Origin of the sequence: Microbulbifer sp. NBRC 101763 (assembly GCF_040371615.1) — a bacterium.
Taxonomy (GTDB): domain Bacteria; phylum Pseudomonadota; class Gammaproteobacteria; order Pseudomonadales; family Cellvibrionaceae; genus Microbulbifer; species Microbulbifer variabilis.
Window position 1 is genome coordinate 200,014 of record NZ_BAABQV010000007.1, and the last position, 13,078, is coordinate 213,091.

13 protein-coding genes are annotated in these 13,078 nt (G+C 53.8%); 2 read left to right on the forward strand and 11 right to left on the reverse strand.

The window, feature by feature from the left end; genetic code table 11:
- Nucleotides 1–68: 68 nt before the first annotated feature.
- The 6 genes from hscB to trmJ all read right to left on the reverse strand — a co-directional run bounded on the left by hscB (nucleotide 69) and on the right by trmJ (nucleotide 4,192).
- Nucleotides 69–599 (reverse strand): Fe-S protein assembly co-chaperone HscB, encoded by a 531-nt coding sequence (gene hscB / locus ABWV76_RS18325; protein ID WP_020412164.1) that lies wholly within the window; start codon nucleotides 597–599, stop codon nucleotides 69–71.
- 126 nt (nucleotides 600–725) lie between these two features.
- Complete coding sequence (gene iscA / locus ABWV76_RS18330; RefSeq protein ID WP_020412163.1) at nucleotides 726–1,076, reverse strand: iron-sulfur cluster assembly protein IscA; 351 nt, start codon at nucleotides 1,074–1,076, stop codon at nucleotides 726–728.
- A 14-nt stretch (nucleotides 1,077–1,090) separates the two neighbouring features.
- A complete protein-coding gene (gene iscU, locus ABWV76_RS18335; RefSeq protein ID WP_020412162.1) occupies nucleotides 1,091–1,513 on the reverse strand; it encodes a Fe-S cluster assembly scaffold IscU in 423 nt (140 codons plus the stop codon).
- Between the two features lie 27 nt (nucleotides 1,514–1,540).
- The gene (locus ABWV76_RS18340; RefSeq protein WP_026304945.1) at nucleotides 1,541–2,755 is read right to left on the reverse strand and encodes an IscS subfamily cysteine desulfurase; all 1,215 of its coding nucleotides are present in this window, start codon (nucleotides 2,753–2,755) and stop codon (nucleotides 1,541–1,543) included.
- A gap of 63 nt (nucleotides 2,756–2,818) precedes the next feature.
- Nucleotides 2,819–3,295 carry a Fe-S cluster assembly transcriptional regulator IscR gene (gene iscR, locus ABWV76_RS18345; RefSeq protein ID WP_026304944.1) on the reverse strand — a complete coding sequence of 159 codons (477 nt, stop codon included), beginning with the start codon at nucleotides 3,293–3,295 and terminating at the stop codon, nucleotides 2,819–2,821.
- A 105-nt stretch (nucleotides 3,296–3,400) separates the two neighbouring features.
- Entirely contained in the window at nucleotides 3,401–4,192 is a 792-nt protein-coding gene (trmJ, locus tag ABWV76_RS18350; RefSeq protein WP_051089477.1) for a tRNA (cytosine(32)/uridine(32)-2'-O)-methyltransferase TrmJ, read from the reverse strand.
- A 134-nt stretch (nucleotides 4,193–4,326) separates the two neighbouring features.
- Between trmJ and ABWV76_RS18355 the strand changes: the two genes are divergently transcribed.
- Complete coding sequence (locus ABWV76_RS18355; RefSeq protein ID WP_020412158.1) at nucleotides 4,327–5,130, forward strand: inositol monophosphatase family protein; 804 nt, start codon at nucleotides 4,327–4,329, stop codon at nucleotides 5,128–5,130.
- Nucleotides 5,131–5,202: 72 nt separating this feature from the next.
- Here ABWV76_RS18355 and ABWV76_RS18360 read toward each other — a convergent pair whose 3' ends face one another.
- A complete protein-coding gene (locus tag ABWV76_RS18360) occupies nucleotides 5,203–7,206 on the reverse strand; it encodes a hybrid sensor histidine kinase/response regulator (protein ID WP_353376890.1) in 2,004 nt (667 codons plus the stop codon).
- Between the two features lie 677 nt (nucleotides 7,207–7,883).
- Here ABWV76_RS18360 and ABWV76_RS18365 point away from each other — a divergent pair.
- Entirely contained in the window at nucleotides 7,884–9,044 is a 1,161-nt protein-coding gene (locus ABWV76_RS18365; RefSeq protein ID WP_020412156.1) for an acyl-CoA desaturase, read from the forward strand.
- Nucleotides 9,045–9,123: 79 nt separating this feature from the next.
- Here the strand turns inward: ABWV76_RS18365 and ABWV76_RS18370 are convergent, their stop codons facing one another.
- The 4 genes from ABWV76_RS18370 to ABWV76_RS18385 all read right to left on the reverse strand — a co-directional run bounded on the left by ABWV76_RS18370 (nucleotide 9,124) and on the right by ABWV76_RS18385 (nucleotide 13,038).
- Nucleotides 9,124–10,128, reverse strand: a complete 1,005-nt coding sequence (locus ABWV76_RS18370) for an alpha-L-glutamate ligase-like protein (protein ID WP_020412155.1) — start codon at nucleotides 10,126–10,128, stop codon at nucleotides 9,124–9,126.
- 9 nt (nucleotides 10,129–10,137) lie between these two features.
- Nucleotides 10,138–11,670, reverse strand: a complete 1,533-nt coding sequence (locus ABWV76_RS18375) for an inactive transglutaminase family protein (protein ID WP_020412154.1) — start codon at nucleotides 11,668–11,670, stop codon at nucleotides 10,138–10,140.
- A 54-nt stretch (nucleotides 11,671–11,724) separates the two neighbouring features.
- Nucleotides 11,725–12,417, reverse strand: coding sequence for an ATP-dependent zinc protease family protein (locus tag ABWV76_RS18380; RefSeq protein WP_020412153.1), 693 nt, complete (start codon nucleotides 12,415–12,417; stop codon nucleotides 11,725–11,727).
- A 297-nt stretch (nucleotides 12,418–12,714) separates the two neighbouring features.
- A complete protein-coding gene (locus ABWV76_RS18385; protein WP_353376892.1) occupies nucleotides 12,715–13,038 on the reverse strand; it encodes a YqcC family protein in 324 nt (107 codons plus the stop codon).
- Nucleotides 13,039–13,078: the final 40 nt, after the last annotated feature.

Consider the following 13,078-nt stretch of genomic DNA (forward strand, 5'->3'; position numbering starts at 1 on the left):
TTCTATCGTCAGGGTGGCGTTGCCACGGCACAATCAGTGCCATATCCCAAGTTATTATCAATTGTCGCTCAGTAATCACCGAACAGATCGGCTTCCAGTTCTTCAATCTGCAACTGCAGCTTCACCAGGAACTGTTGTTTGCGCAGGGAGCCCTCGGCCTCAACCAACTTGCCAGCATCAAAAACCTCAGCAAATTGCTTTTGCTCATTGCGGAATAGGCCTTGCACTTCAACGGCAAGCTCTTCAAGGGCGGAGGCTGGATCGGGTTGCTCCCGTACCTCTTCGAGGCGTTCACGCAGCAACATCTGCTGCATCAGGAATTCCGTATCGGCGGTAGTCTGCTCCGGCGGTACTTCCACGCCGGCCAACTTAAGTAGATATGCGGCGCGCTGCACCGGGTCGCGCAGAACGGTGTGGGCTTCATTAATCTGTGCCGCCATCTGGATAGCCAGCAGCTGCTCACGCTCAGATTTGGAAGCGTATTTATCCGGGTGGAATTCCCTCTGCAATTCCCGATAGCGCGCTGCCAGGGCGTTGCGATCGAGTTCAAAGGTGGGCTCAAGCCCGAATATTTCGAAATGGGTCAGGTTGGTTGCCATCTCAGTTCACCTACCGGCACTGGGCCTTAAAAACTGGGCGGCGGCGCCCCCGCCCGGCAGTCGCTACCGGACCAATAAAAAGGCCGGCATGCACAGTGCACCCGGCCTCGCTGCGGCGAGTTCCGATTAAACGTGGAAACTCTCTCCGCAGCCACACTCATTTTTCACGTTAGGGTTAGAGAAGGTAAAGCCTTCGTTTAGCCCCTCTTTGACAAAGTCCAGTTGGGTTCCATCGAGGTAAACCAAACTTTTGGGGTCGACGATCAGCTTTACATCGTCCTGCTCGAACACCACATCTTCGGCTTCTGTCGAGTCGACAAATTCCAGTACATAGGCCAAGCCTGAGCACCCGGCGGTCTTAACTCCTACCCGGATACCGATACCTGTGCCGCGCTTGGCCAGCTGACTCTTGATGTGAGTCTTGGCGGCCTCGGTCATGGTAATAGCCAAAACAATACCTTCACTGCTGTAGGGCACATAGCCCAGTAGAATTAACCTGCGGCGGACTCTTTTGCTTCACCAGCATTGGCAGATTCACCGCGTTTTTCACGAATATCGCGCACCGCAGCCTTGATCGCATCTTCCGCCAGTACCGAGCAGTGAATTTTTACCGGGGGCAAGGCCAACTCTTCAGCGATAGCGGTATTCTTGATCTGCTCTGCCTCATCAATGGTCTTCCCTTTTACCCACTCGGTGAGCAGGGAGCTGGAGGCAATAGCAGAACCACAGCCATAGGTCTTGAACTTGGCGTCTTCAATGACCCCTTCTTCACTTACCTGGATTTGCAGGCGCATCACATCACCGCAGGCAGGTGCCCCAACCATTCCAGTTCCGACGTTGTCCGCCTTGTCATCCATTCGCCCGACATTGCGGGGATGTTCATAATGGTCAATTACTTTATCGCTATAGGCCATGACTGTTCTCCTAACTCTTGCGCGCGCTTAGTGAGCGGCCCATTCAATCTTGTTCAGGTCTACGCCGTCTTTGTACATATCCCAAAGAGGCGACAGTTCGCGCAGCTTCTCAACCGCTTTGCGCACTTCAGTAGCAGCAGTATCTACATCCTGCTCGCTGGTAAAACGGCCGAAGCTGAAACGCAGTGAGCTGTGTGCCAGTTCATCGTTCACACCCAGGGCACGCAGCACATAGCTCGGTTCAAGGCTGGCGGATGTACAGGCTGAGCCGGAAGAGATCGCCAGGTTGCGCAGGGACATAATCAGGCTCTCGCCCTCTACAAACGCAAAGCTGACATTCAGGTTGCCGGGCACACGTTGTTCCGCAGATCCGTTGATATGAACCTCTTCCATATCCTTGATTTGATTCCAGAAGCGATTGCGCAGGGCCAGCAGTCGCTCTCCTTCTTGCGCCATTTCCTCTTTGGCAATGCGGAAAGCTTCACCCATACCCACAATCTGGTGAGTGGGCAGGGTGCCGGAACGCATACCGCGCTCGTGCCCACCACCATGAATTTGTGCTTCCAGGCGCACCCGTGGCTTGCGGCGAACATACAGGGCGCCGATCCCTTTGGGGCCGTAAATCTTATGTGCGGAGAAGGACATCAAATCGACCTTCATTTCCTGCAGGTCAATCGGCAACTTGCCGGCACTCTGCGCCGCATCCACATGGAAAATTACTTTGCGTGCACGGCACAGTTCGCCAATCGCGGCAACATCGTTGATTACACCAATCTCGTTATTGACGTGCATTAAGCTCACCAAAATGGTGTCCTCACGCAGTGCTTCCTCCACCTGCTCGGGATAAACGATGCCATCCTCACGCGGGTTCAGATAGGTGACCTCAAAGCCCTCACGCTCTAGCTGGCGGCAGGTATCCAGCACCGCCTTGTGCTCGATCTTTGAGGTGATAATGTGCTTTCCACGGCCCTGATAGAAATGGGCCGCACCCTTGATAGCCAGGTTGTCGGACTCGGTGGCACCGCTTGTCCAGACAATTTCACGCGGATCCGCATTAATCAGCTCCGCCACTTGTCGACGGGCATTTTCCACTGCCTCTTCCGCTTTCCAGCCGAACAGGTGGGAACGGGAGGCCGGGTTTCCGAAATTGCCTTCCATCGTCAGCTGTTCCGCCATTTTTGCGGCGACGCGCGGGTCCACCGGACAGGTAGCTGAATAATCCAGATAGATGGGAAGCTTCATAGTCATACCGTTTCCGCTCAATAAATCTCTAATACCCCGTCCCGGCCCCAACCGGGCCGGCACTTATAGTCCGCCAAGTACGGCGATGCGCTCTTCCGGTGTCTCACGCATATCCTGTCGACGCGCTACTTCCTGCACCTCCGCACGAGCCACAAGGTTGGCCAGGCTGATACCACTCAGAAAACCGTGAATCTGGTCGCTTAAATCAGACCAGAGATAGTGTGTCAGGCACTGTTCGCCATTGGCGCAATCGGCATTGCCACCGCAACTGGTGGCATCCACAGATTCATTTACCGCATCGATAATCTGTGCCACATAAATTTCTTCGCCGTCACGGGCCAGGCGATAGCCGCCACCGGGACCACGTACACTGGAAACCAAACCAGATTGGCGCAGGCGGGAAAACAACTGTTCCAGATAAGACAGGGAAATACCCTGGCGCTTGGAAATATCCGCTAGGCTGATCGGCCCACGCTCTGCGTGTAACGCCAGATCCAGCATGGCGGTGACCGCATAGCGGCCTTTAGTAGTCAAACGCATATCAGCTCCAAACTGATGTACAGCCTTTTCCGATCGGGGCGCGAGTATGGAATAACCCAGCACTACAGTCAAGTATATAACCCCCCGCCCAACTCGGGTATTTACCTAGTCGGGGCGCCCCTTACCTCCTGTGCGATGGATGTAATTCTGGATAGAGGTCAGCATGCCGCGGAGGATACCCAGCTCCATATCATCAGGGCGCACTCGACTAAATAGTCGACGCAAGCGGGTCATAGTCTGACGGGGGTTGTCAGGGTCGATAAAGCCCAGCTCGCCGAGGGACTCCTGCAGGTGATCAAAATACAGTTCCATATCGCTGGCCTTGGCTGGGGGGCGATCCCAGTCGGCATAGTTCAGCGGCTCCCCCTTTTCGGCCTCCAAGGCGGCCATACGCACTTCGTAAGCCAGTACCTGCACAGCGGTTGCCAGGTTCAGGGAACTGTATTCCGGATTTGCCGGGATATGTACATGGAAGTTACAGGCCTGAAGCTCTTCATTGGTAAGCCCACGGTCTTCGCGCCCAAAGACCAGCGCCACCGGGTGGCTTGGCGCCTCCGCGACCGCTCGCTCACCACATTGGCGCGGGGTCAGCAGTGGCCAGGGTATACGGCGCTCTCGGGCACTGGTTGCCACCACCAGACCACAATCCGCTACCGCTTCCTCCAGGGTATCTACAACCACAGCGCTATCCAGCAACTCCGCCGCCCCCGCCGCGCGCCAAATTGCGTTGGCCGCCGGGAATTCACGCGGAGCCACCAGGTAAAGTTGGCTCAAGCCCATATTCTTTAACGCGCGCGCCGCACCTCCGATATTACCGGGGTGGGCACTGTTAACCAAAACCACGCGCACATTGTCGAGCGCATTGAGCGGAGTCGTATCTAAAGGGGACTTGGCCATACTGAAGTAATAAATCGGTGTCATGGGGGCGCGCGAGTGTAGCAAAAATGGATGGGAATCCCTACAATCGCGTCCGCTGCGGTCAACTCGCAGTCTGCTTTTTAACCCCTTCAACCACTTAGTGCGGAATAGTTATGGAACCCATGCTAAATATTGCCCTGCGCGCGGCGCGCAAGGCCGGAGAACTGATCGAACGGGCCTGGGAGCGCGGCGACCTGATGAAATTCGAGGAGAAAGCGCGCAACGATTTCGTCACTGAAGTGGACAAAGCCAGCGAGCAGGAGATCATCTATCACCTTCGCAAGGCTTATCCCAAACACAGCATTCGCGCTGAAGAAAGCGGCTTGCTGGAGGGTGCGGAACCCGATTACGAATGGATTATCGATCCTCTCGACGGCACCACTAACTTTATCCATGGCGTACCCCAGTTTGCGATTTCCATCGCCTGCCGCTATCGCGGTCGCATTGAACATGCCGTGGTGCTGGATCCGATTAAACGAGAGGAATTCACCGCAAGTCGTGGTCGCGGTGCTGCTCTGAACGGACGCCGCATCAGGGTATCCCCGCGCCAGGGCATGCGCGGAGCGCTGATCGGTACTGGCCTGCCCTTTAATGGCCCGGCCCTGGAAAACATCGACCCCTACCTATCCGCCCTGAAAGAAATCGCCGGGCAGACCGCTGGTATCCGCCGCCCAGGCGCCGCAGCCCTGGACCTGGCCTATGTTGCAGCTGGTCGCTTTGACGGTTTCTGGGAAATGTACTTGAACACCTGGGATATCGCCGCGGGCTCCCTGCTAGTAAAAGAGGCAGGCGGCCTGATCAGTGACTTCCGCGGAGGGGAAGACTACCTGGATTCCGGCAATCTGGTGTGCGCCACCCCCAAAGTATTCAAGCCCCTGATACAAATCGTGGGCAAGCACCTCGGTGGTATCCGCTAACCCCGCGATATAAATTACCCGGCTAATGGCCGGGTAATTTACAACTTTTCCTCAGTACAACCTGAGTGCATTTCAGGTAGATCGGCCTGCACTCACAAGGCTCTCCGCCAGCACTTTCGAAAGCTGCACAAAATCGAATTGATCCGGCAACATTGGGTGACTCTCCCCTGTAGGATTTTCACCAACCAACACAAAACGCGTCGACCGAGTGGAAATATCCTCCTCAAGGATACGCACCAGGTCCGCCGCAGACATACCCGGCAGTTCACTGTGAAACAGCAACACTTCGGGATGCATAGTTCGCGCAATAAAAATCGCCTCCACAACATCAGTGGCTACCAGGCACTGGATCTGCGGGGTATCTTTCAACATTTCTTTCAACCTGCTCGCAGCTGTAGGGCGGTTATCCACAAGCAATAGGCGCCCCTCAGGCAAATGTGACGGCGCCTCCGGCTGGGCAGAAAAAGACATCAGCGCGTCAGGAGCATCAATCATGGGAAACTCGATCCAAAAAATCGATCCCTGCCCCTCCTGGCTATCAAAATCAATGCGCCCACCCATGGCCTCGGTCAAGCGCTTGGCAATCGCAAGCCCCACACCCGTGCCCTCAATATGACCTTTTTCCTCGCCCAGCCTATTAAATGGCTCGAACACTTCGGTACGCCGCTCCGGTGGGATACCTTTACCCGTATCGAGGATACTCAAGCGTAACCAGCCTTCAGCCTCTGGGGCAAAGTTGATAATGACGCGACCATTTTCCCGGTTGTACTTCACCGCATTGCCGGCGAGATTGAGAACCACCTGTTTATAGCGCACCGGATCCGCGCAAATATATGCGGACTCCCAACCCAGAGGCTCAAAAACAAGGCTCACCCGGCGAGTTTCAGCCAGGGGCTCAAGTAGACGCTTGCACTCGGCTACAAGCTCCGCAGGGCGAATGGATTCCATTGACGGACCGAGGCGCCGGCTATCAATACGAGCCAGTTCGAGCACATCCCCAACCAAGTGCAACAAATGCTGGCCGGCGCGACGAATCTCTCCCAGCCTCTGCCGCTGGTCCGAATTGAGGGTCTGGTCCAGTTCCACCATCTGGCTATAGCCCAGTATCGCATTCAGTGGGGTACGCAGTTCGTGACTCAGACTAAAAAGCAGATCTGCACGATGCGCATTCTCTTCGCGCTGCTGCTGTAGCTCCCGCTCCACTCGCGATAAAGTCTCGCGGCTACCACTGATATCCTGCAGGGTACCTAATACCCGTACCGGCTGGCCGCGACTGTTGAGCTGGGCCTTACCCCGGCAGCGCACCCAGACAATACTTCCATCAGAACGCCACAGGCGAAATTCAACATCAAGGGGAAGGCGCTCACGCACGTGGTCCTGCATGGCCTGCTCGACCCGGGAAGCATCTTCAGACAACACCCTGGCCTTCCACTGTGCCGCAGCCGAACGCCCAATACTGCGAATGGGGCTCACCTCATAACCGAGTATGCTCCAGCAGGCATCGTCTAACACCATCTCATCTGCACGCAGATCCCATTCCCACAAGCCATCGCCAACACCAGAGAGAGCCTGTAAGGGGCGCTCAGCCGGTAGGTTTGAAAGATAGCTCTGTGACAGGGCTTCACTGTAATCGGCACAGCTGCCGATAGCGATTGTTCCATTGGAATCACTGCTGTGAATCGTCCTGCCCCATACCCTCAGCCAACGCAACTGGCCTGAGACATCATAAGCGCGGAAACAAGTATCAAAGTAGCCACCAACACCGTTAATCTGCTCACGCAAAGCAAAAATACGATCGCGCTCATCTATATGGACCTGGCGCAGCTCACTGCCAGTCCAAAGGGATTCCAATGCACCGCGGGCGCTGTCTGCAAACAGGAGCCAAATATCTCCCTGGGCTCTCTGGGCACCGGTTTTCAAATGCCACTCCCACAGCCCGCAATCTACATCCTGCAATAATCCCTGCAGGTTCGCAGCTTGTCGGGTAAGCCGAGCAGCATCCAAAGTGTGCAGCTCATCGGAGGTAGCCAGCTGGAATAGGAGGGGAGGTTGGCCTGAAACTTGTGACTCGGACACACTGCGCTCAATTTGTTGGTATTCGCTTGCGGTAGAAATGGGTCATTTATACCGAGTAGTAAAAAGGGCGTCTATTCACCCGGCAATAACATCTGCGGGAATTCTACAAGAGGTCACAAACTTAAAGAATTGTTTCAAACGGAAATGCTGTGACAGATAAAAAAGGCCCCGCAAAGCGGGGCCGTAATCAGCGATGATGAGAGAAAACGGGAAGTTACTCAGAGGAGACGGTTTGCCATAACCTCGTGCATTCTTCCCGAAGTGCGGGTCATGCTTCCCGCACAATTAGTCAAAGCAATTGCCATGCCAACTATTGAAACTCCAATATCTCGGGGGCCGACAGTCCAGCACCTTAATTAATATCCTGACAATCGTGAACCAATAAGTGACTTCAGCTTCTTCTTTTGCGCCGGAATAGTGCACCAGATCCTACCGAATAACACTTACTGAAGTGAGATACCAACCTCTAGGCATCTCTCGCCACTGGGAATCATGACTCAGCCTATCAACCAGCAGATTGGGAATTAACCGCCAACCTCCGACTTGCTCAACGACTATCTTTGAATCAATGTGACTAACAAGGTGGCGATAAAGCGGGGTTCCAAGGCAGATTTTTCCATGGAACTGAGCGTCAATTTCACCATTTCTACCTGGAGCAGTTTGAACCGGAACAAAACATGCGCACAGCCTCTACCGTTAACTCAGATAAACGCAAATGCTTTTGGATTCCCACAATACTTTTTTCCAGTACCGGCTTTTTAGCGCTGACTGCGGTGCCTATCTATGGTGTGATCCATGGCTACCATTGGTATCAGTGGCTTGTTTTTGCCGTGTACGGCGCCCTATGCAGTTTTTCGGTTGCTGCAGGCAACCATCGTATGTGGTCGCATCGGAGTTATGAGGCACACTGGTCATTACGCCTTTTATTTGCCTTATTTACTGCCGCTGCACTGCAAAACACCACGCTAAACTGGTGTGCCGCCCACCGTCATCACCATCGCCACATTGACGATAATGACCGAGACCCCTATTCAGCCAAACGCGGCTTCTGGTTCTCCCATATCGATTGGATGATGCACGACTACCCGAGTGGTCGCCTGGATTACAAAAATGTGAATGACCTGAAACGCGATAAGATCGTTATGTGGCAGTTCAACCACTACGTACCCATTACCCTGGCAATGAATATCGGCCTACCTATCGCACTGGGAGCTTTGACCGGCGATATTATTGGTATGTTTTTGCTTGCCGGGGTATTGCGTGTAGTCGTTAATCATCACACCACATTTATGATTAATTCCCTCGGACACATGTGGGGAAAGCGCCCATTTCGCACAGACATCACTGCACGGGACAACCCCTTCCTCAACCTGTTTACTTTTGGTGAGGGTTATCACAACTACCATCACACATTCCAGATTGACTATCGAAGTGGTATTCGCTGGTACCAGTACGACCCAACCAAGTGGATGGTCAAGGTGCTGAGCTGGGTCGGTATTACCCGAAATCTGAAAAAAGCAGCGACGATTCAGGCCTATAAGGCACACCTCACAACTTTGTTTGAAGAAGCCAGACAGAGACTGGCTGACTCCCGATACAGAGAGTTTTGGCAAAAATGGCTAGCGAAGGAGGAACAGCATCTTGCCGACGTAAACAGCAAGTGGAGCAACTTACAAATCCGTCGAAATAATAAAGCGCGGCAAGAGCCCCCACCCCGGTGGGAACTGAAAGAAATCCAGACAAAAATCCGGGAATTAGAATATTCCCTAAAAATGCAGAGTAAACGCTTAAAGATGGTGATGAATCAATTTCACTTATGCCCTCTCACAGCGACCTAGAGGGCAGCCTGCTTCATCTACAAATCCCGGCAAGCATTAGCATTGCCGGGATCAAAATTTTCAAGTGGCAAGACTCCCCCTAAAACCCTTTGTCAGCCGCAAATTCGCGCATAGAAAAAGCCACCCGCTCATCCACATTTTTATTGAGCATATCCTCATCCAGCTCCTCAATAAACTTAAGGCGCCGTCGCAGACCGACGCCATTGGCTACCTGAATGGCGAGGCCGGGACGAGCATTAGCTTCCAAGAGAAGCGGGCCCCGCGCGCGGTCCAGGACAATATCGCAACCCAGGTAACCTAGATCAGTCATTTCATAGCAACTTGCCGCCAAACGCACCAGATCATACCAGCCCGGTACTTTTAACTGATCGAAATGCACCTCGGTATCCGGGTGACGATTAATCCGTAGACCCCGCTGCACAGCGTGACAGCTATTTCCGGTAGCCAGGTCGATGCCAACTCCAACAGCCCCCTGGTGCAAATTGGCCTTACCATCGGAGTCGTGAGTGGAGCAACGCAGCATCGCCATCACCGGAAACCCACGGAAAACAATCACACGGATATCCGGCACGCCTTCAAAGGAGTAGCTTTGGAAGACCGGATCGAAATCCACCAGAGACTCCACCATTACCCGGTCGGGCTTGCCTCCGAGACTGTATAGGCCGCTGTGAATATTATTAACGTGGCGCAAAATATCCAATGCTTCGATTTCCGAGCCGGAAATTTTCTTGTATTTATCACCATTGCGCCCCGCAATCACCAGGATGCCTTTGCCCCCCGATCCACGTGCCGGCTTAATCACAAACTGCCAAAGGGGGTCAATCACTTCCATAACCCGCTTGCGACTGGCAGGAGTCTCAAAGGCCTCAATCAGTTCAGGCACAGGGATTCCCGCCTTTTTTGCGGCGTGCTTGGTATTCAGTTTGTCATCAACGATGGGATATTTTTTACGGTCGTTGTAACGCGCGATGTAATTAATATTACGCGCATTCATACCGAGCACACCGATATCGTTCAAGGTCAGCGGTGAAACTACTCCACCGCGTACCTTATTGATCATATGCTTGAACGAAAAGTGAAGCATAACAACCTCCTACCTGACCAGAGGCCGAAAGCGCATCAGTTCGCTGAGGCGATAACCGGTGTAATTACCTATAACCAGAATAAAGCCCAACAGCACCAATAACAGTTCAGGGAAGTTGAATGTCCAGTGCTCAACATATCGATTGGTCATCACCCACCAGGCCAGCACTGCCACCAGCAGGCTACCACCGGCCTGGACAATCACCTCATAGGGGCCGTCTTCCTCCCACACGATTGACATACGCTCGATGGTCCAGGCCAGAATAATCATTGGGAAGAAAGTGACTGTCAGCGCCTGCTCGATACCGAGCTTGAAACTAACCACACTGATCATTCCCATTATGAGCACCACCGTTACCACTACGGCGGCGATCCTCGACACCAATAACAAGTTGAGCCGGCTTAAATAGAAACGCACCCATAATCCCAGCACCAGGATAAGCACAAAGATGGAGAGTCCGGTAATCAGCTGGGTCTCGATAAAGGCAATCGCCAGTAGCACCGGCATAAAGGTACCGGAGGTGCGCAACCCTACAAATACTCGCAGTAGCACCACTACCAAGGCCCCTACGGGTACCAGCAGAATCAGTTTAAAAATACTCTGTTGTTCAATGGGCAGGCTGTAGATAGAGAAATCAACCAGGGCCTCTTTATCCTGGCTGGTACTGCGCATGGAAACATCTCGTGCGGGTACATCATTGGCAATCACCGAAAAAGTCACCTGAGAGTTACGCCCACCCTCCAGGTCCAGCAGGCTCTTGCCGCCACGCTGCCAAATAAAAAAGTTTTCCGGCACACCGGGCATGCCACTGTTGGGCTCAAACACGATCCAACGCCTGCCATCGTAGACTTCTAGAAGGTCCTCGGGTGTCAGCCGGCGCCGGTCATCTTCAAGATAGAGGCCGCGAATTCGATGGGCGGGAATATCAGCAGTAGCCAGCATCAATAGAGCTACATCTACCAGGGAGCTATCAGCATAATGACGAAAGACCAGGTTGCGATCCTGGTTGCCGTCATCATTCAGCTCAAACAGCAGCTGGGTGGTAAAAGATTCCACATCGGAGGAGCGCTCACGGGCCTGCTGTACCAAAGAATTGATAGCCAGGCGCACGGCCTCTTGCTCTCGCGCACCGAGGAAGGGTTTCTGCACTTCGGTACTGAGATTCAGGGGCTGTTCAAGGGCAGCGCCGGGAGTCTGATAAACATCCAACTGGTAAAATAGGGACTGGGCCCCTTCTGCCGAGCGGCGTGTCCAGATTGCCCGGTACTCATCGTTTTCACGGGCAATGTAAAAGCCAAAACCTGAAGAGCTGAATGTCTCCCCAAGAATTTCCATATTGCGCTGCTCACGGGGCAGTGTAAGGGCTGCCTTGACAGGCCCACCCTCCGCATCAAAGCCCACTTTGGCCTCAATGGTCCAAACGGTGCGGTATTCGCCCGGCAGTAGTGGAAAACCTAATTCGAAGTGTTTGTATGCGGTAAGACCCGCTCCGATCAATGCGAGCAATGCCGCAATGACATAAACTTGGACACGCGGCGACATTCGCCCTTCCCCGTAAATCTACGGTTCCAATCGGAACCTAACTTTCAACTCGGCCTATTTGCCCCCGGATATTTGGGGTGGGCCCTGAACATTGCGACGGCTCACATCGACAACTGCGGCGTCTTTGAGGAAATTGCGTCCCAGCAGCATCAAAACATCAGTGCCGCCCTCGTCTGTCAGGCTGACCTCAACCATATGGGTGATACTCCCCACGGTGAGGTTCATTTCCACCACCGGACGCCGCTGGCTGGGAAAACCGAGCCGTGTAGCGCGGATATGCCGCTTGACCGGCAATTCCACAGACACGGGCCTGGCCTTGCCATCACCATCGGCCCTGGTCAGCTGGATTCTGATCCAGTCTTCGCCGTCTCGCTCGAAGCGGGTCAGCGCCTGGGCGCGCAAAGTGGAGGTCGGTGAACCTGTATCGACAATGGATTCTATTACCAGGCCAGAGGGCTCAACGGAGACTTGTTCCACTGCTCCGAGCACCAATTTGTCCTTGGCAACGGGCACTTCGACTACTTTTTCAACGCTTCGTTCGATAACCTTCTCAACAACCCTGACTTCCGGTTCGGCACAAATCACTTCCACGGGCTCAGGGCACTGTACCAATTCACCCTGCGGCTCTGTCTGCTGTGTTCCCACTGATGCCGGTTGAGTGCGCTCCTTACCGGGATACAATACAGATTGGCAGCCCGCCAAAAGCTGGACCGCCACCAATAACCACAGAAGGGAAAATTTCTGCATCCTAACGATTACCTCTAGCCCCATTAGCATTTCAATCCGACCATACCGTCTCAGCAGCGTTCACGGTAAAACGTGGGAAAATTCCTCCCCACGCCAAGCAAAAAGTCGATATTAGCCTATGACAGAGCCAAGTGAACAGGGATCTCCATCCAGCCGGGCTATGCAAGCGCCACAATGTGACATGCGCCAGATCTTTGCAATCCAAATAGGGACAACAGACAGTCAGCATCAGAAAGACATGGAGGAATGGAAGTGGCGACACCCGGCAGGCAGAGATGGGTATCGCTCCTACTTGTATCAGCCAAGCCGTAAGCGCTGGTCTATCTGCTCAAGGATTACTATCAGCTCTTCGGCACCACCGCGGGTCTTGAAAAACTCCTCCGCAATGGGGGCAATACTGCACTCCCGGGGAAGCGGCACTTCCTGCTCAATCATCACCCGCATGCGCGGTAAGAAGATAAATTGCAACCACTGGGGCAGAGTCAGGGTATCAACACAAAATGGCTCCGAACTGGCCAGTGCCTCCGCCGGCGGCGGCTCACTTTGCCACAACTCCATGCGGCGCAGCTCCGCCTCAAGAATCAATAATTGATCGGCAACTTCAGAATAAATAGCTTGCATATCATCCAATACCAGAGCTGCTCAATTTGCGCAGCAATAA